This is a genomic window from Fructilactobacillus fructivorans (assembly GCF_000814735.1).
In the GTDB taxonomy this organism is placed as follows: Bacteria; Bacillota; Bacilli; order Lactobacillales; family Lactobacillaceae; genus Fructilactobacillus; species Fructilactobacillus fructivorans.
On record NZ_JOJZ01000009.1, the window covers coordinates 105,820 to 129,271 of the forward strand.

The window sequence follows — 23,452 nt, forward strand, 5'->3', positions numbered from 1 at the left end:
ATTAAAAAAGGCATTAATTATGAACGAGCTTTTATTGCCCGTATCACAGAAACACAAACGCTTACATTAATTCAACCATTTTAAGGCTTTATTAAACTTCTTAATAAAAATATAAAAATTCATATTTACTTTTGTGAAACACGCGAGTATATTCGACAAAAAGCAAACATGGAGGTGTTTCATTTGAACCACAAGAAGATATTTTCAGTAGCATTCATCGGTGCGGCACTTGCACTGGTGCTTACTGGTTGTTCTTCTGGAAGTACTAAGTCTGGAAGTAAGGATCTCGCGATTAATTCCAAAGATATTATTTCCACCATGGATTCAAGTACCGTTACTGATACTATTGGAGCCCAAAATTTAGCCAACACCATGGAAGGATTATACAGATATAGCGGTCGAAAGATTGAACCCGGAATTGCTACCAAGGTTGTGACTCCGACTAAGGGCGGAACTCAGTATAATTTCAACCTGAGAAACGCTAAATGGTCAAATGGAGACCCCGTAACCGCTTATGACTTCGTCTACTCATGGAGAAGAATCGTTGATCCTAAGACGGCTTCTCAATACTCCTACATTTTCCAGGGAGTTAAGAATGCTGACAAAATCACCAACGGCAAGGCGTCACCAAAGACCTTAGGTGTTAAAGCAATTGGTCCGCATAAGTTACAGGTTAACCTATCGCAACCAATTCCATACTTTAACTCCCTCTTAACCGGTGCGTCATATCTTCCACTGAACCAAAAAGTGGTTGAAAAAGCTGGAAGTAAGTATGGATTAAACAGCAAAGAAATGGTATTTGACGGACCATTCAAACTAGACAAATGGCAGGTTGGAAACACCGCTTGGACCGAAAGTAAGAATAATTCGTACTGGAACAAAGATAATGTCAAATTAAATAACATCAAATATTACGTTGTTAAAGATCCAAATACCGGACTCAACTTATATGCCAGTCATGTGATTGACAGATACCAAGACTTATCGGGTGATTCTGCTAATCAATTGAAAAATAATAAAGACTTCTCAACTAATCCAACTTCAAGCACTTACTACATCGAAATGAATGAAAAGAAGGATCCGTTCTTTAAAAACACCAAGATTAGACAGGCTATTGGTCATTCCATCAATCGCCAGCTTCTCTCTAATCAAGTTTTAGGTAAGACGGCGACCCCGGATGCTAGTGTCGTTCCTTCCAAGATGACTTGGAACAAGCAGACCGGGACTGACTTTGAAAACGAACCTCAGAGTAAACAAGACGCTAGTTACAACGACTACAATCCTAAACTAGCAAAACAGCTCTGGACGGAAGGTCTAAAGGAAACTGGTCAAAAGAATCTTAATTTAACTCTTTTAAGTGATGACACAGATTCTGCACTTAAACAATCAGAATTCTTACAGGCCGAACTACAGAAATTACCAGGATTGAAAGTGACCCTTGCTAACGTTCCATTCAAGAACCGTCTACAACGTTCAACGAGTGGTGATTTCGACATGGTTGTCTCCGCTTGGAACGCCGATTTCCCAGATCCAGTTACCTTCTTGAACCTCTTTGAAACTGGTGGCGCCATGAATGACGGTCACTGGTCTAACAAAGAATTTGATAACCAAATCAAGGAAGCTTCTGACAAAAATGCCGGGAACTATCAGGCTCGTTGGCAGAACCTCTTAAACGCCCAAACGATCTTGACCAAACAAGAGGGAGTCGTTCCGCTTTATCAATTAAACACTGCAGCACTTACAAGAAATGACGTTAAGAATTACAACATGTCACCAAATGGGAACTACGATCTCGCAGCTGCCTACAAGAAATAAAGAGAGGTAAATCAAAATGACAAAATACATCATTCGTCGAATTTTCTACCTAATCCTCACTTTATTCATTGTTGCTTCAGTGACATTTTTCCTGATGAAATTTTTACCCGGTACCCCTTACTCGAACCAGGCAAAACTCCAGCCAAGTCAAATTGCAATAATGAACCAAAAGTATGGATTAAATAAACCACTTTGGGATCAGTACCTAATCTACATGGGAAACTTACTCCACGGAAACTTGGGAACCTCATTTCAATTTAACAACCAACCAGTTACCCAGTTGATCGCTCATGACATTGGACCTTCAATGCAGATTGGTACCCAAGCCATGATCGTTGGTTCCGTTCTGGGAATTCTTCTTGGAGCCGTTGCTGCCATCAAGAAAAACACTTGGGTTGACTCAGGTGCCACCTTCATCTCAATTCTAGGAATCTCAATCCCAAGTTTCGTTCTAGCCGTTCTTCTTCAGTACTACTTCGGTTACAAATTGCAATGGTTCCCCGTAGCACTCTGGCAGAACTTCAGCTCCAGTATCCTACCGACGTTAGCACTTGCGGCCTTTCCACTCGCTAACGTGGCACGATTCATGCGAACTGAAATGGTTGATGTCTTAGACAGTGACTACATTGAACTAGCTAAAGCTAAGGGTGATTCAGAACGCAAGACGATTACACATCATGCCTTGCGAAACTCGCTCATTCCAGTAATTACCATCGTTGGACCAATGGCCGTCTCAATCATGACCGGTTCCCTGGTAGTAGAAAACATCTTCTCAATCCCAGGAATCGGAAATCAGTTCGTTCAATCCATTTTGACCAACGATTACCCAACCATCATGGGACTTACAATCTTCTATTCATTCTTATTAGTTGTAATTATCTTAGTTGTCGATATTCTCTACGGAATCATCGATCCACGAATCAGACTAGGAAACGGAGGTAAAGAATAATGGCTGAAAACCTACCACCACTTGAGGATCAGTTCCAATTCGCTAGTGACGATCTTTCAAACTTGGACACTGAATCCGAATCAATTAACACCCCATCTTTAACGTACTTTCAAGACGTTAAACGAAGATTAATCAGAAACAAAGTTGCCATGACTTCTTTAATTCTTTTAGTAATTATTGCCCTAGTCGCAATCTTCGCGCCAATCTTGTCACCACACGATCCAAACGCACAAAACGTTCTGTACGCTAACCTGCCACCCAAATGGGGTTCACTGAACATCCCTGGTTTAAACGGAATTCATGAAGCCGGCGGTCACATGGTCAACGCTTATCAAGCAGAACACGTTCCAAAGGGTACCTACTACATCATGGGAACCGACTACCTTGGTCGGGACCTCTTCTCAAGAATTCTGTATGGAACCCGTTTGTCACTGTTCATCGCCGTGGTTGCTACGGCCGTTGACTTATTAGTCGGTGTTCCTTACGGATTAATCTCTGGTTGGGTCGGCGGTGCCGTTGACACCTTCATGCAGAGAATCGTTGAAATTCTTTCATCAATTCCTAACCTGATCGTGGTTGTCTTACTACTATTGATCCTAAAACCAGGTATTACTTCAATCATCATCGCCATTGCCTTTACCGGATGGATTACCATGTCACGACTAGTCCGAGCCCAGACCTTTAAACTAAAGGAATCGGAGTACGTCCTAGCCGCTCGGACCCTTGGTGAATCACCATTCAAGATTGCGATGAAGCACCTGATTCCTAACTTAAGTTCAACCATTATCATTCAAACGATGTTCACCATTCCATCGGCCATCTTCTTTGAAGCTTTCCTAAGCTTCATCGGAATTGGAATTCCAGCACCAAACGCATCACTTGGTACCCTTCTAAATGATGGTCAGAAGGCGTTCCATTTCTTGCCATATCAAATGTGGGTTCCAGCAATCGTCCTGTCAGTAATTATGATTACGACTAACCTACTTGGTGATGGGCTAAGGGATGCGTTCGATCCAAAATCTAAGTAAAGGAGACAAATAAGATGGCTCAAAAAGTATTAGACGTTAAAAACCTGTCAATTGATTTTGATACCCTAAACGGAACCGTCAAGGCCATTCGAGATGTTAGCTTTCACCTTGATAAGGGAGAAACCTTAGCACTCGTTGGTGAATCTGGTTCAGGTAAGTCAATCACCGTGAGAACTATTATGCGTCTCCTAGCTGATAACGAAACCATCACCAACGGTACCATTGATTTTGAAGGCAAAGATATTTTAAAAGAATCTAAGAAAGAAATGGACAAGATCCGTGGTGGCAAGATCGCCATGATCTCCCAGGACCCCATGACTTCACTCGATCCCACTATGAACATTGGGAACCAGGTGGCTGAACCACTCCGAGTTCATGAGGGAATGTCAAAACATAAAGCTTTAGAACAAGCCGCCGAAGTCCTCGAAGAAGTTGGAATCCCCAACGCCCGAGAACGAATGCGTGACTATCCACACCAATTTTCTGGTGGGCAACGGCAACGGATCGTGATTGCGATGGCCATCATTGACAATCCTGATGTTTTAATTGCTGACGAACCAACGACAGCCCTAGACGTTACAGTGCAGGCTCAAATCATTAAGTTGTTAAAAGATTTAAAGGATAAAATTGGAACTTCGATCATCTTTATTACCCATGATTTAGGAGTAGTTGCCAACATTGCTGACCGAGTTGCCGTAATGTACGCTGGCAAGATTGTGGAGTATGGAACTGTTGATGACATTTTCTACAATCCACAACACCCTTACACTTGGGGACTTCTGGATTCCATGCCGACCCTCTCCATGAACAGTGATCGACTTAACACCATTCCAGGGACTCCACCGAACCTGATCAATCCTCCTAAGGGCGATGCTTTCTACGCTCGAAACAAGTACGCCTTAAAGATTGATCACGAAAAGCAGCCGCCCTTCTTCAAGGTGAGTGACACACATTACGCTGCCACCTGGCTGTTAGACAAGCGAGCTCCAAAGGTAACTCCACCGGAATCCATTCAAAAGCGTCAGGCTGAATTTAAGAAACGAGGTGAAGCCGACCATGACTAAAAAAGATCCCATTGTTTCAGTTAAACATTTAAAACAATACTTCAACGTTGGGAAACCCGACGAAGTGAAAGCCGTTGATGACATCTCATTTGATATCTACCCGGGCGAAACCCTAGGACTTGTTGGTGAATCTGGGTCCGGTAAAAGTACGACGGGCCGTGATATCATTCGTTTATACGATCCCACTGAGGGTGAAATCGACTTTGAAGGCAAAAATATTTCGAAGTTAAAGCGTAAACAGATGAAGGATTTTCGGAGTCAGATGCAGATGATTTTTCAGGATCCCTATGCTTCACTGAATCCCAGAATGAAGGTTGAAGACATCATCGCTGAAGGACTCGACATTAATCACCTGGTTAAAAACTCTGATGAACGAGACAAACGGGTTCATGAACTCCTTCACTTGGTTAACTTGAATGAAGAACATGCCAGTCGTTATCCCTACGAGTTCTCAGGTGGTCAACGACAACGAATCGGAATCGCCAGAGCCCTTGCCGTTAAACCGAAATTCATCATTGCCGATGAACCCATTTCCGCCCTAGATGTTTCCGTCCAAGCTCAGGTGGTAAACCTGATGCAGGACATCCAAGAAAAGGAAGGGCTGACTTACCTGTTCATTGCCCATGATCTTTCAATGGTTAAGTACATCAGTGATCGCATTGCCGTAATGTACAATGGCAAGATCGTTGAAATGGCAGACACGGACGAGTTGTACAACCATCCACTTCACAAGTACACTCAGAGCTTACTGTCAGCGGTCCCTGTCCCTGACCCACATTCAGAAAAGCAGCACAAGATCATCAAGTTTGATCACAGTAAACCCTTCAAAGATGATCAGTATCTTCAAGAGGTTACCCCTGGTCACTGGTTGTATTGCAGTGATGAGGAAGCCAAGCAGTATAAATAACCGTTAAAAATCGTCCGATTGGAAGTAAATCCAGTCGGACGATTTTTTGTTGTCCCCAATTTGCCATTAAATTGCAGTCATAAATTTCTAATGATATTATTTAAATGAATAAATAAATTTATCACAAGCCGGAGGTTTATCTCAATGAATAACAATGACGAAAAATATTGTGTCAAATGCGGAAAGAAAATTCCAAAAGAGACTAAGTTTTGCCCGTATTGCGGTGCTAAACAACCTAGTCCAGCTTCAAATCAAACAGATTCTGAGCACGGAATGCCTAGACCTATCCAGCCTGGTAACGTTCAAAACGATAAAAATAAAACAGCCAGCAACCTGATCCTGATCTTTGGATGGCTTTCTGCTGGGGTATCTTTACTATTTGTCCCATTTCTCTTCGGGATTATCGGAGTCGTTCTCGGAGTGATCGAATTAAAATACCATGAAACTGCTGGAATCCTCTTAATAATTGCTTCAGTAATCTTGATGATTTTTGGAATCATATTAGGACTAATAATGGGACCCCAAGAATTTGGGAGATAGGAGAATAACTAATGGATAATATTAAGTTTTGTGTCAAATGTGGGAAGAAAATTGGAAAGGACGTGAAGTTCTGTCCGTATTGTGGAGCGGAGCAACCAAGTTCTAATAATGAAGTAAAATCGAATCATCAAAATCAGCCAAATAATTACAACCAAAATAAAGGTCATTCAACTACAAGTGTTATCATTACGAGTCTTGTATTGATAGTGCTCTTATTAGCTGGAATTTCATTTGGTGGATATAAATATTATGAGTCACGTGGATCAACTTCTCCAAATGAGATAATGAAATGGGCTTATACTAATAGCAAAACGGATACTCTATCGATGATTGCAATGGTTGGAAATGATTACGAAGATTATGCAAGAGAATCATATTCTAAAAAGGATGCTGAAAACATTGCCGCTGATAAAATTATGTATCAAAAAAACATGGTTCTCATGAAAAACAAATATACAAATCGATATTTATTTAATTATAATGGGCATAAAGTATATATGTTAAGAATGTACGATAAGCTTGCTAATAAATATATTGAAACTGTTTTTACCCCTAAGCAGCCTTTTTCAAATAAAAAAACATTTTCAAAACTATTAATTTACCCAAGAGAAATGGATGAAGTTGATAAGGCAGCCGAAAGCGGTACGGTTTATACTCCAAAATATTATATGGAGCATTTCAAAAAATAATTATACAAAAACACCCTTCATAAGAAGGGTGTTTTTAACATGTTTTAATTTAACTTTTTCAAATAGCTAACGTCTGGTTCACCGAACCGATTTCCTTCGTCCACAGAACTAAACAACATGAAAATGAAAATAGCAATACCTCCAACCCATGGGATGAATGAAAGCCACCAAAAGCCAGCGGAATAATTAATGTCATGAAATCTACGACATGTTGCAGTAATTTCTGCAATAGGAATAACAATAAGAAATAACAGTACAAAGATTCCAGCATATTGTGAAATATTTTCCGCACTAGATCCGACAAGTATTATAAATATTGTCAAAATAATCATTATCAATACAATATCCAAATATGACCACCAATATGAAGCTCGGCTCATTCTTCCAGAAATATGGAACATATTCCCAAAGAAGTCCTTAAATGAAGTAATCATATTTGGTGATGAATATTCTGAGCGAATATCACCATTTTCATTATCAGGACGATAAGTCTGTTGCTCATTATTACTCTGATTCTCATAATTAGCTTGGTCATTATCAGTAGCTCCAGCCATCTCAGGCTGAGCTTGACCGCAATAAGGACAGAACTTTACGTCCGCTTTCAGCAACTTGCCACAGTTGGGGCAGTGCTTTGTTTCATCCATGATAAAACCTCCATAATATGTATTAAATAGATGTTAATATAACATCTATTATTATTTTACACTATTTACCATGTCAAAATAGGCAAAAATGAACATTTTTGAACTATCTCCGTCAATTTGAGTTTGAATTACCAAGTTGAAGGCTCCGTCACAATGATTTTTCTTCACAATCGATCTGATTTTCTCAAATGCGTGGTGTTGAAATTCATCCAAGCTTTGATCATCGTCAGGAACGTAATGCCCACTTAAAGCCATGGACTCATTCGCCTTAAATTCGTATCCATCCGGAATCGTACCAGCTGAAACAGGAATAACGATCTCAGGTTGATCATCAACTTGCTTTTCACTTGGTTCAACGTCAACCGTAGTTGTCGCCTCTTCCTTATTCATTTCTTCGAGTTCGTCAATACTAGGTTGTTTGTATCCACACTTGGTACAGAACTTCACGTCAATTGGAATTTCAGCTCCACAATTGGGACAAAATCTTGTTTTTAATGCCATTTTCTTTCCCCTTCTCGTATGTATTAAAAGAACTCCGACAAAATGTCAGAGTTCCCGTTAATTATTTAATTAAAAACCATTCCACCATCAATCAACAACGACTGACCAGTCATGTAGTCTGAGTCAGGTCCTGCCAAGTATGATACACAGCCTGCCACGTCTTCAGGTTTTGAAAGACGCTTTAAGGCAATGTCCTTAGCGAATTGTTCCATTCCCCATTCAAATGGTTTACCTGCTTCATCAGCCACGTTTTGAGCAATATCGTTCATCATTGGCGTCACAACGATTCCAGGGCAGTAGGCGTTAACGGTAATGCCATCGTCTGCCAATTCCTTGGCAGTTGTCTCGGTAATTCCTCTAATGGCGAATTTCGTTGAACCATAAACCGTCAAGTTTTCATTTCCAGTCATCCCAGCTTGTGAAGATGCGTTAATGATCTTACCACTGTGTCCTAGTTCCTTGAACTTCTTGGCAGCAGCTTGGATACCCCAGATGGTTCCACCAACGTTAATCTTTTCAGCTTGTTCCAAGACTTCTGGAGTAACGGTTTGAATTGGTGTGGTTGGTGCAATACCGGCATTGTTGACGATGACGTTGAAGTCACCAAAATGTTTAGCAGCTTTTTCTACTGCGGCAAAGACCTCATCCCGATTAGCAACGTCCGCCTTAATCGCAATGGCATCTCCGTTGTCACTTTGAATCTCCTTAGCAATTTCTTCCACTTTATCCAAGTGACGACCAACGAGTGCCACGGAAAAGCCGTCCTTACTCAAACGTTTAGCAATGGCAGCGCCGATTCCTTGTCCAGCACCCGTAACTAGAGCTACTTTTTTGTCCATCATTCATTCTCCTTACTTATTACTGATAATATAAGTTAATTTTATCACAGCAGAAGCTAACTTGACCACAAAAAAATGAGAAGCCCGCCATTGGACTTACCATCAATTTATTCTTCATTTTGTAGTCTGGAATGATGAATCCCGTAAACAAAGTAAATCACAATTCCAATGGCTAACCAACCCACTACCGCAATCTTAGTTACGTTTGGCAACATGATGATAAAGTAAATACTCATCAGACCTGCCAGAATTGGTAGGTATGGGTAGAGTGGCATCTTGTAACCAGTGTTCTTGATATCTTTACGGTGCCGAAGTGGAATAATTCCAAACGAGATAAAGGTAAAGGCCACTAGCGTTCCCGCATTAATTAATGAAACCAACTGCGTTAATGGAACGATTCCAGCAAAAATAGCCTGGATAATAACGGCCAACCAAACGGCAGAGGTAGGAATCCCGGTCTTATAGTTAATCTTCCCCATTTTCTTAGAAATAAGGCCGTCACGTCCTAAAGAGTAAACTAGCCGTGAACTTCCGATCACCATGGTTACCATGGCGGTAAAGATCCCAAATAAGGCTCCAATCGTAATTGCCTTGTTCATGAAGTTTAAGTGAACCATGGAAAATGCCAAGGCAGCCGGATCATCAACGTTTAAGAGCGAATAGTGCACCATTCCGGTTAGTACCAGTGAAAAGCCGACGTACAAAACGGCCGCGATCAAAACGGTTCCAAGAATTCCCTTGGCCATGTTTTTGTTCGGATTGATCGTTTCTGCCGAATTTGAGGCTAAAGCGTCAAATCCCATGAAGGCAAAGAAGACGGTGGCAGCTGCGGTCGAAATCCCACCTAAACCAAATGGTGTGGTGTGAAATTGTTTCGGATAAAACGGAACGTAGTTGCTCGATTTTATGTAAAAAACACCTACGACGATGAACAGTAAAATAATGCCAATCTTGACCAGAACAGCAAAGTTCTCAATCTTTTTAGAAAAGTTCGTTCCCATGAGCGCTAAAAGACCGACTAGAAGCGTGATTACCACACCTGTGATATTAACGATTCCGCCTTGCATGGGTCCGTTCTGGAGCACCTTAGGAATGTTGAACCCAATTGCCGCCAGGATATTGTTATTAAAGTATGAAGCGAATCCCGTTGCTTCAGCAGAAACCGCCAGGAAATACTCAAGAATAAGACCCCATCCGAGGATCCATCCAATAATCTCCCCGTAAACAACGCTTCCAAAGGAGTATGCAGATCCAGCAACGGGCATGGCTGACGAAAACTCAGCATAGGCCATCCCCACGACCCCCGCTAAGATGGCAGCGAACAAGAACGCTAATGCCACGGCAGGCCCGGCGTGTGACGCTGCTTCGTGTCCTGGCAGAATAAAGATTCCAGTTCCAACCACGGCACCAACACCAAGTCCAATTAAATCTTTCGCGGTTAAGGTCCGCTTTAAACCGGCATCAGCTCTAACAAAATTTTCAACCGATTCTTTCTTGAACATGTTATGCATATGCATCACTCCTTTTCATTTGTATTGCATTGCATTGTACCGTGAAACCATGATCATGACAATTACTTTTTTAAGATTTCCTTAAACAAAAAAGAACTGGAATGAAATCATCCCAGTCTCTAACACTTTAAAATTTATTTTTGAACGGCCCACTGTGGTTGCTCACCATTTAGAACTTTAACGATCTCACTCGCCGCATCATGCGCCATCCGGTTCATGCATTCCACCGTGTTCGATGCAATGTGGGGAGTCAAGAGGACGTTATCCAATTGATAAAGCGGACTGTCCATTGGAAGTGGTTCTTTATCAAACACATCCAGGGCAGCGGCCTTAATCTCACCACTCTTTAACGCATCGATGAGATCATCCGTATTAATGAGTGCACCCCGGGCCAAATTAATGAGAACCGAAGAGCTATGCATCATCTCAAATTCACGTTTTCCCACACTTCCCTTAGTTGAAGGAAGTACTGGCATGTGCAAGGTAACGATGTCCGAATCAGTAAAGATGGCATCTCGATTGACAGCTTTTCCGTACTCAGAATCTTCAGCATGAGGTGAATTGTAAATGACGTTCATCCCTAAGCCACTCACCTTTTTAGCGACCATCTTACCAATGCGACCATAACCAAGAATTCCAAGGGTCTTCCCCTCTAAGTCAAAGCCCTTGTGGTCCTTCTTGTAGTTCCAATTGCCTTCGCGCATTTCGTGGGAATCATTCGTGACGTTCTTGGAAATGTCGAAGATTTCCGCAAGCGTAGTCTCCGCCACCGTTGAAGCATTAGCGAGTGGTGTGATTGTTACATATATCCCATGTTGTACCATGAAGGGAACGTCGATGTTATCGTAACCTACACCGTTTCTAGCGATAATCTTCAGGTTAGGCATCTTTTCAATCGTATCGTTAGGAAATGGTGCGGTCCCAATCAGAATTCCATAAGCGTCAGCGGCCTTGTCAAGCAGGGTCGAAATCTTCTTGTCTGGCAGTTCGACGACTTCAAAACCATTATCCTTTAATAATTGTTTCCCATCTGGAGCTAAACTTGCTTGTACTGCAACTTTTTTAGCCATAATTATCTCTCCTGTCTATGATTCACTAACATTTGCTTTTCTGTAAAAATCCTTTAACTGATCTTGAGTGGGGTAACCATCGTTATCACCCGGCGTTTGGACCTGCATGGCGCCAACGGCATTCCCCCGCATCACGGCACTTTTTAAGTCCTTATCTTCCAGTAACGCGGTAATGACCCCTAGAGCAAAGCCATCTCCTGCACCAACGGTATCCACAACGTGATCAACCTTGAAACCATCAACGGTGTACGAATCACCATTCTTTGTTTTAACGTACGCCCCAGCGGGTCCTAATTTAATTAAAACCGCTTGGGTCCGTTCTCCGTTTTGGAGGTAAAAATCGGCAATTTGTTCAGGATCATCACTGCCCATCAGGACCTTTCCTTCATTTACACCAGGCATCACAATGTCAGCCGATTTTGCCAACTCGTTAATCGTTTTAATCATTCGATCATGATCACCCCACAGTCCGGGACGCAAATTTGGATCAAACGTTATCTTAATTTTATTATTAATCAAGCGGTCCATTAATGCACGATATGAGGCTTGGGCTTCATCTGAGAGTGCTGGGAAGATTCCAGTCAGGTGAGCTATCTTAACATCATCAAGATTAATTTCATCAATGACATCTTTATCTAAATGAGAGGCAGCGGACCCAGTCCGGTAGTTAAACGTCTTCGGATCTCCGTGCGTTACCATCTGTTTTAACTGATGACCCGTCCAGTGCTCGGGGTCGTCTTTCACATAATCAATTCCAACCCCATGACCAATGATGACATTTTTAGCGTATTGTCCTAGGGGATCGGTTCCAACTTGAGAAACGTACTGGGCGGAATGTCCTAATCGTTTGGCACCAATGGCCACGTTTAACTCGGCACCTCCTAGGATTTTTAAGTAATGGGTTGAGTCAGCGAGGCTGGCATCAGGATCGGTTGAGGCGAACGTCACCACTGGTTCGCCAATTGTTAGAAATTCACTCATAAGTTTTCACCTTTCTTTAATCATCTATCCAAAGAATAAGTAGACTAACATTTCATTAATAATGGAAACGATCCACATGATTGGAACTCCCAGTTTCAATAATTGCTGAGGACGAACTTTCATGTAATCAAGGCCCCAGACGTTCCACGATTGGGTAATGTCAGTGGAGACCGCCATTAGAGTTGGAACGTACATGAGAGGTAAGAGGAACATGTCGTTAAACATGCCAGTGGCAGATAAGACGGCTGCCGTTGCGGCTCCGGCTCCCCATACCTGTAAGGGTCCTCTAAACAAGGCCAATGGCGCTAAGATTCCAATTCCAAGTGCTAACAGTAAATGACTGTTAGGCAAGATGGCACTAAAGATGCCCTTGAAACGACCAGCGTTTAATTGGGCAGCCCCAGCGAACATTACTAGCGCCATTAAGAACATAATTAATCCAGAAATATCATTAATGGACTGTTTAATGGTAGTGTTTAGGAACTTTTTAAACTTCTTATAGCCATTCATCTTCCCAGTTACTAGCATGGCCAAGATACTTGAGAGAATCAAGGCTGGGATGGCATCCCAACCAAGTGCCATGTTCAAGATAACTGGAACAACTGGGATGGCATAGGCAATGTATGGAATCTTATTCACATCGCCTGGATCGGTTGCCCCAATTTCCCTTAAGTTGGCTTCAGCATTCTTAGGATTGAAAGTGTGGCGTTTCATGACCAAGAACAAGATGACCGCGATCAGCTGAACCGCCATGGCAGCCCAACCAAACTCAAGGTAGTGCAAGTTGTACTGCGCCTTGGGAAAGAAGGCTTTGATCTGATTAAATAGGACAACGTTGACATACATCGCCGATCCAATGGAGAGGGCAAAGGTCGTCAAGGCAACGTCTCGTGGAATCCCCAATGAAAGCAGGATTGGCAGTAAAATGACACCGATGGCAATTACAGAACCCACTCCGTAAGAACTCACGAATAAGAGCGCGGTCACTAGCACAATCAGGATGGCAGCCAGTAAGGGATGCGATTTACCCACCTTATTGGTCTTTTGTGAAATGGAGGGAGCAATCCCACTTTCAACAAGAACCCGACCGAACCACGAACCAAAGACAATGTAAATGATGGTGGATCCATATTTCAAAGCTGGCGTCGAGAAGACGGCGGTTATGGCGGTATGATATGGAATCAGGCCAATGACAGTCCAGAGAATCGCCATGACAAAGAACCCGATTGTAAGGTCGCCACCTTTAATAATGTAAAAAATAAAACCAGCAAATGTAATTAACAACAAAATCGCAATTATCGTATTTATCAATTACATCACCTCATCCTTAAGTAACTGGACCTGACGTTTCACATGTTCGTCATCTTGCATTGGAAATTCCAAAGCTAGGTCGGTCTTTGGTGGCAATTCTTTGAGAATGTTTTTCCAATCAAACATCCCATCGTTGAGGTCATCAGCCGTCTGAAGGTCATCCTCATCAAACTGATTAACGTTCTTTAAATGAATGTAATCGGTATAACTACCCAAACAGTCGGCAGCGTAATCAGCACTTTGATGGGTAAACGCCCAGTTTCCTAGGTCATAAACATATTTAATCGGCAAATCATTCTTTTTCGCTTGATTCAAAAAATGCTTAATGTTGGCAATCTTGCCACTTACTTCTGTTTGGTCGTTTTCCACGTTCAATTGGATTTGATCGAGTGGTAATCCGTCAAACGCATGAGCTAGGTCGCCATCGAACTTTCTAAAATTACCAACGTTAAACTTAATCTTGGTAATTCCCATCCGTTGTCCTTCATCAAAATATTGTTTTAACTTGGGATTGATGGACCCATCCTTTAAGAAGAGCTCATCCGGGACGCTGTAGTTCACCAGTAAACCAGTCTTCCTACTAGCTTGATGAATGTCATCAAGTTCTTTCGGAAAATCCTTAATGTACTCACGGCGAACTTCAATTCCGTCGGCTCCCGTGTCTTTAACACGAGCAAACAGCTCACTTTGACGTGTTCCAGCATCAATGTCATTTACAAAGATCCATGTATTTAAAAACAATTTCATCAGTATTGCACTCCTTTGGTTTCTTTGTTAACGCTTTCATATTTATAACTATGGTAATCGTTTACATAAAGCTAGTCAATACTATTTTGTGATATTTTTAAATAAATATGTAATCGTTTTCCAAAACACTATAAAAAAGGCTAGCTAAAATAGCTAGTCCGTAAGCTTCCCTTAAAATTGTGCCGGGATTTCAATCTTTTTGGCGATCGGTTGTGTGGCACTGTCGACTCCCTCGATTAGAATTTGAGCCGCACTAACCCCAATCTGATAAGGATCCTGATTAATAACTTTGATTCCTGGATCAATATTGTCAGTTAATGATGTATCAGAGAATCCCGTCATATGTACTCCATCCGATTTTCGAATCACGCCATCTCGGATTAATTTTGGTAGAAATTTAAGCAACCATCGTTCCTTTAACGCAAAGATTAAACCACCATGGGTTGCGGCTACCGAACGTTTAAGCTTTGTATATGCTTCGTTAAACGAATCTTCACTATCACCGGGCTCGATAATTTGAACGTTTTCATGAAAAACAGCTTTGATCCCGCTTAACCGTTCCTCACGCGTTGAAACGTTCTTGACGTTGTTCGTGATCACAAAAACATGGTTTAATCCCTGGTCTTTAAAGTATTGTGCCGCTTTTTTACTAATCGTGTAGTTATTGGTAACCACACTCGGCCATGGGCTATTTTCCACCTGGCGATCAAGCATAACCACCGGAATGTTTTGCGGAATCACCTTTTTAAAAGCCTTCAAGTCGTTACTTAAGGGCTGAATAATCACTCCGCCAAACATCTGCTGATTAAGTGAAGAAAGCGTTCCAAGTTCGCGCTGTTCGTCACTATCTGAATCCATTAAAACCGCGATGAAATTATTTTTCTTTAGAACTGAATTAACTCCCTTAAAGATTTCGGTCGAAAAATAGTCGTCAACATCTGCCGCAACCACGGCCACTAAGCGACTCTGCTTCGTAATCAGTTGTCTGGCGGACTCGTTTGGCACGTAGTTCAATTTCTTAATTGCTTCGGTAACCCGCTTGGCAGTGGCACTTGACATGTGATTCGTCTTCCCGTTTAAATAACGTGAAATAGTTGCGGTTGACACTCCTGCCTCTGAAGCAACGTCTCTCATTGTAGCTACTGAAACCATCTGGACACCTCCAATCAATCATTTTTCTTTATTTTACCATTCTTTGAACTCCTGTTTCCACAGACGAAAAAGAACCCATCAAATCAATTGATGGATTCCCACATTGTTATTTGAATTTTAAGTTCCAAGCCGCCTGTTGGTTAATTCCCGATTCCTTCTTAATTAACTTGGCAGTCTTCTCAGTCTGGTAGGCCTTAACTAGTTCCTTAATCTGTTTATCGTTCTTATTCTTTTTCGTTGACGCAATGAAGTTAACCCACTTATGTGAATCTTTGGTGAATGGTGGAGTATAGATGGCCTTCTTGGGACTCAAGTTAGAACTTTCAGCAAAGTTCCCGTTAACCACGGAGGCTCCGGTTGAATTCAGCAGGCGTGGAGTCTGAGAAGCATCCACTTCCTTGATCTTCAGATTCTTGGGGTTACTGGTGATGTCCTTGACCGTGGTGAAGGTCTTTTTCGGATTTAACTTGATCAAACCAGCACTCTGAAGGACGTGAAGTGCCCGTGACTCGTTATTGGTATCATTTGGAACGGCAATTGAAGTTCCGTTTGAAATATCATTAACAGACTTAAACTGATTAGAATAAATTCTCATGGGTTCAATGACGGTGTCACCGACCGGCACAATGTCAGTGTGATGCACCTCATTCCAGTTATCCAAAAATGGATAGTTTTGGTAGGCGTTCACGTCAATGTCACCATTGGTTAACGCGTTGTTGGGTTGAGAATAATCGGTAAACGTCTGGAACTTCACGTTTAGTCCGTACTTATCTTTCGCGGTCTTGGCCACTTCGTTCCAGATCGCCTGCTCCTGCTCAGAGCCAGCCATGATCCCAACGTTGATGGTGTTGGCTTCGGCTTCGGACTGGTGGAAAAAGCTGAAGTACCCGGCCACTCCAATCAACAAGACAATTCCAATCCAAACTACGTATTTAACCCATCTTCTCATTTTCATTCCTCCCATTTTACCAAACAAAAAAGCATTCATCCTATCAAAGGACGAATGCTTTCGCGGTACCACCTTAGTTCATAATCGTCTCACGACCATTATCTTACAAGTTATCAATCAATAACTTGACCTTGATATCGGTGGTAAATCCGTCACCAGCTAATTATTCACTGATGAAAAACTCCAAGTCCATCTTCGGCAGCGTCAACTCATCTCATCGCACCTACCTGAGACTCTCTGAGAGCTTCTGCCGTCTACTCAACTTTTCCGTTTGTTTAGTTTATTGTTTTTTGGTTGTCGTTACTCTACATTTTTTCTTAGAAGTTGTCAATAAGTTTACGAAAGTTTGGTAATAAAAAAGAACCGAAGTTTGACCTTCGATTCTATGACTTATTAATCTGTTTTATTATTTATCGACTTGATTGTTGGTCGTAACTTGGCCATCAATCATTTCGCCGTCATCCTTTAACTGCAAGAAGTTATTCTTGAAATCAAGCTTTAGACCTGGTCCGAAGAATGTCATGTCATTCTTGCTGGTTAAAACGTCAGCGTCTTGGTTGTTTTCGAGCTTTACATCGTAGTCACTGGGTGCCTTTGAAACACCAACGACTTGAAATGCGTCTCCAACAGTGCAAGCACCACCAGCACCTTCAGAGAAGTTATTTGACCCGTCATTTGCGGCCAACAGATATGCGTTAGCACCTGCTAATCTCTTTTTCATGTAGGCCATTGCGTCATCAGTAATTGTTAATTTCATATTCATAACCTCCTAGTTAAATGGTTCAGAAATGAATCTCTTCAAATCTTCACTATCAATACTAACAGAAATTATCAATAGTGCAAGTATAATGTACACAATTTAATTTTAAAAAGCCAATAAGCTTTTTCACTTTATATTCGTGATTTAATGGGGTATTATGTAATCACAAGATAAGTTTAATCCGCTCAACAGGATTAGGAAAAGCAGAGGTGTATTGTTATGGTTATGTACAAAGATCTTGAAGGCAAGACAGCCGTTATTACTGGAGGAGACTCCGGAATCGGTGCCGCAATTGCTGAACGTTTGGGTCAAGAACACATGAATGTGGTAATTAACTACCACAAAAACGAAGAAGCAGCTAACCAAGTTGTTGAAGCCGTTGAAAAAAATGGTGGTCACGCTATCACAAAACAGGGTGACATTGGTGACGATGCTGGTGCTGAATCATTAGTAAAGGCAGCCGTTGACGCTTTTGGTGACTTAGACGTCTGGTTTAACAACGCTGGAATGGAGAAAAAGACTCCAACTAACGAAATTCCATTGGAACAATGGGAAGCAGTTGTCAACGTTGATTTAACCGGAACTTTCTTAGGAACTAAGGCCGCTTTGAACTACTTCTTAAAGAAAAACAAAAAAGGTAGTATCGTTCAAACTTCATCAGTTCATCAACAAATTCCATGGCCTACATTTGCTAGCTATGCAGCAAGCAAAGGTGGCGTTAAGTTGTTCACCGAAACTACCGCAATGGAGTTCGCTAAACAAAACATTCGTGTTAACTCAATTTGTCCAGGTGCGATTAACACCCCAATCAACGCTAAGAAATTCGCTGATCCAAAGACTTATGAGTCAACGGTTAACATGGTTCCAATGCACCGAATTGGTAAACCTTCAGAAGTTGCTGCTGCTGCGGTTTGGTTAGCTTCCGATCAAGCTAGCTACGTAACCGGTGTTTCCCTTTACGTTGATGGTGGTATGACATTATACCCATCATTTCAAAATGGTAATGGTTAAAATTAAATCAAAAAGGAATGTGATTAAATCACATTCCTTTTTTTATTGGCTTAAAACACTTTGAAAATTCTTCTAATTAACTCATTAATTCCATGCCATCCAAACAGGACACATGAAGCAAGTAAGCCAGTTCCCTCTAAAAAGAGAACCAGCCGCTCCTTTTGATCAAAGATAAAATAAGCAGCGATCACTAGAATTACGAGTAAGTATGCAAATGTCAACCTGATTTTGGCTTTGATTAAAATCCATCTCCTAAGTTTTACTGGCTTAACTTATCAATCATATCAACAATTTTGACTACTTAAAATACTGTTGGGCAAAATCCGTGACCTTTTGCGTATACGTATCCGGATCCTGACTTCGGCTTTCAATGTGACCGGCACCCTTAATAATCCAAATCTGCTTCGGCCCGGCATCATTTCGGTAGTTTTCATAGGCATTTTTAACTGGCACAAACTTGTCGGCATCCCCGTGAATGATAAAAAGTGGAATCTGGTTGTGTTTCAAGGTCTTTTTAGTGTTTCCGTCGTTCATGTTGTACTTTGCCAACGTTTTGACGTAAAGATTGACGGTCGGAACGAGCGGAAAACTGGGAATGTTGAATAATCGCTTTAGTTGACCACCAAGTTCGCCTTCGACACTAGCGTAGCCACTGTCTTCAATCGCAAACTTAACGTTACTAGGCATCTTTGGCAGTGAGTACATAACTGCCGAAGCCCCCATACTGGTTCCAAACAATCCTAGTTCACCACCAGGATGGTCAGAATTCATCACTCGGGCCCATTTTTCAAGGTTAGTGGCGTCTTTAACCCCATAACCGATGTACTTCCCACCACTTCCACCAAACGACTGATTGTCAGGCGCTAGGACGTTGTAACCGTCTGCATGAAAAATCTTAATGAAAGCTTCCATCTCTTCACTGTTACTACCGTAGCCATGAACCACGATCATTGTCTTATTAGATGGCTTTTCTGATGGAACGTACCTGGCTACCAAATTGGTACCGTCGTCCGCCTTTTCGTGTAAAATTTGGGTGTTGTTATCACTAAACCATTCAGTATCAGGTGTTCCCACGTTTTCATTGTATAAACTAGCTAAGCCAGTTTTTCCAAAGGCAAAGTTGAACAGAAGATAACCTAGGGCCAAATCTAGGATAATTGTAAAAATGACAAAGAAAAAAGCTGTAACTCCGGTCCACTTTAGTATTCTTTTCATTGGCTCTTTCCCCTCTCTAATTAGGACTTTTAAAATAAATTGTCACGTCTACTTACTATCTTAATGTATGTAAAATACAATGACACAAAAAATATGATGTTTAGTGAAAAATTAATGTAAATAAAAATACACTTATGAAAACCCATAAGTGTATCCTTTCTCGTATAAATATAAAACTATTAATCAGGCTTTTTCAATGTAATGATAATTCAGTATATCTTCATCAGTTATATTTTCATTATTGTCATCACGATCACGGGCTCTAGACCAAGGTGTATTTGCCTTGTGTGTCAAATTTTTATCGTTAGATTCCCACGCATCCTCACCATAGTAAGGAGCATATTTAATTTCTTCAGAATTTATAAAACGAATTAAATCTATTTGATTTGAACTGTTAGAAATCTTTTGTTCAAATGCAACACTTTTCAATAATTTTGGTTGATCATGTTTATACTTTGTGTACACATCATGTTCTACTGGACCATGGTTCCATGCTTCAAATTTTGCTTCAAAAAGTGGTTCTTTAAATTGTTCCAAATAATCTGCATATATATAATACAAAATCTTTTGAAGGGGAAAACTGTTTAAACTAAATTTACGTAACAAATAGCTTCCAACATCTAGTGCCGTTAATTTAGAAGAATCATTCAAACTTTTAAAGAATGATTCAATATCAGTAAAAACCGTTGAGTCTTTAAAATATGGATCTAATTTTACAACTGATTCAAATGAATTTTCATCAGTTTGTAAAGTATGCATACTAAAATCATAATTATCACATTTTTCTGCATTTTCAAGAATGAGTTTTCTAATTTTAGATAGCTGTTTTACATTTTTTGTTACATACTGATAAGCAAACTTTTTTCCACTAATTCTTGAATAAACAATTAAATGAATATACATAGTATATCTCCCCCCTTTTTAACTTAATACTCAATTACTGTAATTTTTCTCTCTCATGTCGTCCATGTTCTGCTCTATTTTTTTGTGCATTAGATTTATCCCAAATCTGCAATTCCCACGTTAGATGTCGATTATCGAACTGCAAATAACAATGAATTCCACAATAATTACCGTCATTTCTCAAATAATATCTGCTTATAATACCATTACTTTTTAGCGTTTCAAGAGCATAAAACACATTAGAACTAATATCTTCAATCCCTGGCAATACAATTCTGGCACCAAATAAATCATTTAAACATTTATAAACGTAAAAGTTCTGATTACAATCTTTTGATTTGCGATAATACGAAGCAAGTTTATTAAGCATTGAATCTTTTGCTTTCACTCTTCATTCTATTAGAATTCCTTCATTCAATTGAAATTTATCAAGATATGGATCAATTTTATAAATTTCAAAATTAATTAATCCTTTTCTATACTCTGGCAAAAATTTAATTTTAAATTCATCATCCTCAAAAGCAGTAATAACAGGACGTTTCTTTAGATTTAAATTTTCATGTACATTCTGAGTTGGATAATAACTATTGGAAAAATCAGTATAAAAATCATGTAAATGAATAATAAGTTTATTTTAATAAATAAATTATTTTTCCGTATTTTTATCTTTCTCAGAATCAGGAGTAACGTCTTTCCATTCCCCATTAGACTCATCATTATCGATTAAATCAGTCTTGAGCGTACTAATATTAGTGAAGACTTGCCACATAATGATTGCCATGATGATATGTGAAACCCATCCCACAATTGGAATCACCGCTACTACCGACAGGATAATCCCAACGATGAATTTGGGCTTGATGCTTAACATATCAGAACGAACCTTGCCATCATCTAAAGAACTCACCATCTGGGAGCTGATAATAAAACAGGTAATGTAAAGTCCCAATAGGACTAGTAATGGAACCCAAAGCATACTTACGATAATGATTCCACCAAGGATTGGGAATAACAAGACCGTTTCAACGATCGCAATTATAAGCGTTAAAACATACAAGAAGTCTAACTTTTGAACAACATCTGATTTCTTCATAAATTCCTCCATCTAATTCATCTTTATACTTCCATTTTACATGAAAATCGAATCCATTTGGTAAAAATAATCGTGATACAATTAATGTAATTGCTTAATGGAGATGAAAAGTTTGGCAAAACGCACACATCACATCGATTTTTCAGATTTAAGATACGTCCTCTTTGCGACCATCATTGGAATTCTAACGGGAGCCGTCATTGCGTCCTTTCGTTACCTAATCCAAGTGGCACTTAAATGGTCTTTAATCATTTACAATGGTCTTGATCACAACCTTAACCTACTGTGGTTCGTGATTCCTTTCTTCTTACTGATCTCAATCGTCACGGGACTCATCATGAAAGGTGATCCTGACGTCAAGGGTTCCGGAATCCCCCAAGTAGAAGCTCAATTAGCTGGAAACATTGAAACCAACTGGGTTTCGATTCTATGGCGGAAGTTTGTTACAGGAGTTCTAACCGTCGGAACCGGGATCTTCTTAGGTCGAGAAGGTCCATCCGTTCAATTAGGTGGTGCTATCGGTCAAGGAGTCGCTCAGGGATTCAAGGAGGTCGGCTCTGAACGTCGGCTCATGATTGCGACCGGAGCTGCCGCCGGACTTTCGGCGACTTTTAGTGCCCCACTAGCCGGGACGTTCTTCGTCATGGAAGGCGTCTACCGGAACTTTTCACCAGCCGTCTGGCTCTCGTCACTGACTGGGTCAATCTGTGCGAACTTTGTTTCGTTGAAAGTCTTTGGGCTAAAACCTATCCTTCCCATTTTTTACAGTCACACTTTTCAGCTCCAGAACTACTGGCAGCTGATCATTCTAGGAATTATTCTGGGTGTACTAGGTTACGTCTATAATTTAGGCCTGCTGGATCTTCCCAAATGGTTCGCCAAAATTAAAATCATTCCCTGGTACTTCATGTGTGCCATCCCGATCTTAATGGTCATTCCCATTGGAATGTTCTTCCCGACCACGATTGGAAGTGGTAGTCGGGTCATCATGACAGTGGCCACTCATAACGTTCCATTGACCGCCATCTTTGTCTTCCTAATCGTTCGGTTTGTCTTTGGTTTAATTACGTACGGCGCTGGGATTCCAGGTGGCTTCTTCATGCCGGTTCTTGCCGTCGGATCACTAATTGGAGCCGCATATGGTGGCTTCATGTCACAATCAGGACTGCTGGGAGCTGGATACGTCAATAATCTTCTGATTTTTGGGATGGCCGGTTATTTTGCGGCCGTTAGTAAGGCTCCGTTCACTTCAATCATGCTGATTACCGAACTCGTGGGTAATACCAAGAACTTCATGGCGTTAGCGCTCGTGGTCTTGGTTTCCTACGTCGTGGTCGATATGATGGGTGGTCAACCAATCTATCAAGCCTTGGCCGAACGGCTGACTGCCATCAAGACGTACTTCAATGCTGACAGCAAGACGGACAGGATTCAGGTACCCGTCTACGAATTTAGTTCAATTGAAAATAAACTGGTCAAAAACGTAAAATGGCCAGAAAACTCCATTCTCATCACGATCAGTCGTGGTAATCTGCACATTATTCCCAATGGCAACACCAAGATTAAAGCCGGCGACACTTTGATTGTCCTAGCACATCGGGATGCCGTGGGACCAGTTAAGAAACAGCTGGTAAAGATGGCGATGGAGATTGATGAATAATAATTTCTTTTAACAACTAATCATCCGATTGGTTGTTTTTTTGTTTCTTTCACATTAAATGAATATTCATTGAAAACGATTACATAACCTGCTAATCTTAAATTAATGAAGCA

24 protein-coding genes and 1 other annotated feature are annotated in these 23,452 nt (G+C 40.8%); of the genes, 9 read left to right on the top strand and 15 right to left on the bottom strand.

The window, feature by feature from the left end; genetic code table 11:
• The first annotated feature begins 174 nt into the window (after window positions 1-174).
• From LfDm3_RS01160 to LfDm3_RS01190, 7 genes are all read left to right on the top strand, one after another.
• Window positions 175-1,815, top strand: a complete 1,641-nt coding sequence (locus LfDm3_RS01160; protein WP_225349309.1) for a peptide ABC transporter substrate-binding protein — start codon at window positions 175-177, stop codon at window positions 1,813-1,815.
• A 16-nt stretch (window positions 1,816-1,831) separates the two neighbouring features.
• Window positions 1,832-2,764, top strand: a complete 933-nt coding sequence (gene opp3b / locus LfDm3_RS01165; RefSeq protein ID WP_010022390.1) for an oligopeptide ABC transporter permease — start codon at window positions 1,832-1,834, stop codon at window positions 2,762-2,764.
• Window positions 2,764-3,792, top strand: coding sequence for an ABC transporter permease (locus LfDm3_RS01170; RefSeq protein ID WP_010022388.1), 1,029 nt, complete (start codon window positions 2,764-2,766; stop codon window positions 3,790-3,792). The genes opp3b and LfDm3_RS01170 overlap by 1 nt, the downstream gene beginning before the upstream one ends.
• Before the next feature lie 14 nt (window positions 3,793-3,806).
• Window positions 3,807-4,856 carry an ABC transporter ATP-binding protein gene (locus tag LfDm3_RS01175; protein WP_039143296.1) on the top strand — a complete coding sequence of 350 codons (1,050 nt, stop codon included), beginning with the start codon at window positions 3,807-3,809 and terminating at the stop codon, window positions 4,854-4,856.
• Window positions 4,849-5,763 (top strand): ABC transporter ATP-binding protein, encoded by a 915-nt coding sequence (locus LfDm3_RS01180; RefSeq protein ID WP_039143299.1) that lies wholly within the window; start codon window positions 4,849-4,851, stop codon window positions 5,761-5,763. Before LfDm3_RS01175 ends, LfDm3_RS01180 begins: the two co-directional genes overlap by 8 nt.
• 144 nt (window positions 5,764-5,907) lie before the next feature.
• Window positions 5,908-6,303: a zinc ribbon domain-containing protein gene (locus LfDm3_RS06650; RefSeq protein WP_052236551.1), complete on the top strand. Its 396-nt coding sequence runs from the start codon at window positions 5,908-5,910 to the stop codon at window positions 6,301-6,303.
• Between the two features lie 11 nt (window positions 6,304-6,314).
• The gene (locus tag LfDm3_RS01190) at window positions 6,315-6,992 is read left to right on the top strand and encodes a zinc-ribbon domain-containing protein (protein WP_039143300.1); all 678 of its coding nucleotides are present in this window, start codon (window positions 6,315-6,317) and stop codon (window positions 6,990-6,992) included.
• 44 nt (window positions 6,993-7,036) lie between these two features.
• Here LfDm3_RS01190 and LfDm3_RS06655 read toward each other — a convergent pair whose 3' ends face one another.
• From LfDm3_RS06655 to LfDm3_RS01245, 11 genes are all read right to left on the bottom strand, one after another.
• Entirely contained in the window at window positions 7,037-7,636 is a 600-nt protein-coding gene (locus LfDm3_RS06655) for a DUF805 domain-containing protein (protein ID WP_052236552.1), read from the bottom strand.
• Between the two features lie 51 nt (window positions 7,637-7,687).
• Window positions 7,688-8,137: a zinc ribbon domain-containing protein gene (locus tag LfDm3_RS01200; RefSeq protein WP_039143303.1), complete on the bottom strand. Its 450-nt coding sequence runs from the start codon at window positions 8,135-8,137 to the stop codon at window positions 7,688-7,690.
• 65 nt (window positions 8,138-8,202) lie between these two features.
• Window positions 8,203-8,976 (bottom strand): (S)-acetoin forming diacetyl reductase, encoded by a 774-nt coding sequence (locus tag LfDm3_RS01205; protein WP_010022377.1) that lies wholly within the window; start codon window positions 8,974-8,976, stop codon window positions 8,203-8,205.
• A gap of 107 nt (window positions 8,977-9,083) precedes the next feature.
• On the bottom strand, window positions 9,084-10,487 hold the full coding sequence (locus tag LfDm3_RS01210) for an APC family permease (RefSeq protein WP_039143306.1): 1,404 nt from the start codon (window positions 10,485-10,487) through the stop codon (window positions 9,084-9,086).
• A gap of 134 nt (window positions 10,488-10,621) precedes the next feature.
• Window positions 10,622-11,557, bottom strand: coding sequence for a phosphoglycerate dehydrogenase (locus LfDm3_RS01215; RefSeq protein ID WP_010022374.1), 936 nt, complete (start codon window positions 11,555-11,557; stop codon window positions 10,622-10,624).
• A gap of 15 nt (window positions 11,558-11,572) precedes the next feature.
• Window positions 11,573-12,538: a sugar kinase gene (locus LfDm3_RS01220; RefSeq protein ID WP_039143309.1), complete on the bottom strand. Its 966-nt coding sequence runs from the start codon at window positions 12,536-12,538 to the stop codon at window positions 11,573-11,575.
• Window positions 12,539-12,562: 24 nt separating this feature from the next.
• Window positions 12,563-13,849, bottom strand: a complete 1,287-nt coding sequence (locus tag LfDm3_RS01225) for a hypothetical protein (protein WP_039143311.1) — start codon at window positions 13,847-13,849, stop codon at window positions 12,563-12,565.
• Complete coding sequence (locus LfDm3_RS01230) at window positions 13,850-14,596, bottom strand: sugar phosphate isomerase/epimerase family protein (RefSeq protein WP_039143314.1); 747 nt, start codon at window positions 14,594-14,596, stop codon at window positions 13,850-13,852.
• Between the two features lie 171 nt (window positions 14,597-14,767).
• On the bottom strand, window positions 14,768-15,748 hold the full coding sequence (locus LfDm3_RS01235; RefSeq protein ID WP_039143316.1) for a LacI family DNA-binding transcriptional regulator: 981 nt from the start codon (window positions 15,746-15,748) through the stop codon (window positions 14,768-14,770).
• Window positions 15,749-15,854: 106 nt separating this feature from the next.
• Window positions 15,855-16,703 carry a MetQ/NlpA family ABC transporter substrate-binding protein gene (locus LfDm3_RS01240; RefSeq protein WP_039143753.1) on the bottom strand — a complete coding sequence of 283 codons (849 nt, stop codon included), beginning with the start codon at window positions 16,701-16,703 and terminating at the stop codon, window positions 15,855-15,857.
• Between the two features lie 37 nt (window positions 16,704-16,740).
• Window positions 16,741-16,974, bottom strand: a binding site (T-box leader).
• 129 nt (window positions 16,975-17,103) lie between these two features.
• Window positions 17,104-17,454, bottom strand: a complete 351-nt coding sequence (locus LfDm3_RS01245; RefSeq protein WP_039143318.1) for an iron-sulfur cluster biosynthesis family protein — start codon at window positions 17,452-17,454, stop codon at window positions 17,104-17,106.
• 228 nt (window positions 17,455-17,682) lie between these two features.
• Between LfDm3_RS01245 and LfDm3_RS01250 the strand changes: the two genes are divergently transcribed.
• Window positions 17,683-18,468 carry a glucose 1-dehydrogenase gene (locus LfDm3_RS01250; RefSeq protein WP_039143757.1) on the top strand — a complete coding sequence of 262 codons (786 nt, stop codon included), beginning with the start codon at window positions 17,683-17,685 and terminating at the stop codon, window positions 18,466-18,468.
• Window positions 18,469-18,765: 297 nt separating this feature from the next.
• On the opposite strand, the gene LfDm3_RS01255 is transcribed toward LfDm3_RS01250, so the two are convergent.
• The 4 genes from LfDm3_RS01255 to LfDm3_RS06660 form a co-directional block, all read right to left on the bottom strand.
• A complete protein-coding gene (locus tag LfDm3_RS01255; protein WP_039143321.1) occupies window positions 18,766-19,683 on the bottom strand; it encodes an alpha/beta hydrolase in 918 nt (305 codons plus the stop codon).
• Between the two features lie 183 nt (window positions 19,684-19,866).
• Window positions 19,867-20,586: a Panacea domain-containing protein gene (locus tag LfDm3_RS01260; protein ID WP_039143324.1), complete on the bottom strand. Its 720-nt coding sequence runs from the start codon at window positions 20,584-20,586 to the stop codon at window positions 19,867-19,869.
• A 34-nt stretch (window positions 20,587-20,620) separates the two neighbouring features.
• Window positions 20,621-20,974 (bottom strand): hypothetical protein, encoded by a 354-nt coding sequence (locus tag LfDm3_RS01265; protein WP_156112328.1) that lies wholly within the window; start codon window positions 20,972-20,974, stop codon window positions 20,621-20,623.
• Between the two features lie 258 nt (window positions 20,975-21,232).
• Window positions 21,233-21,679, bottom strand: a complete 447-nt coding sequence (locus LfDm3_RS06660; protein ID WP_052236553.1) for a hypothetical protein — start codon at window positions 21,677-21,679, stop codon at window positions 21,233-21,235.
• Window positions 21,680-21,782: 103 nt separating this feature from the next.
• Between LfDm3_RS06660 and LfDm3_RS01275 the strand changes: the two genes are divergently transcribed.
• Window positions 21,783-23,339: a ClC family H(+)/Cl(-) exchange transporter gene (locus LfDm3_RS01275; RefSeq protein ID WP_039143762.1), complete on the top strand. Its 1,557-nt coding sequence runs from the start codon at window positions 21,783-21,785 to the stop codon at window positions 23,337-23,339.
• The last annotated feature ends 113 nt before the right edge of the window (window positions 23,340-23,452 follow it).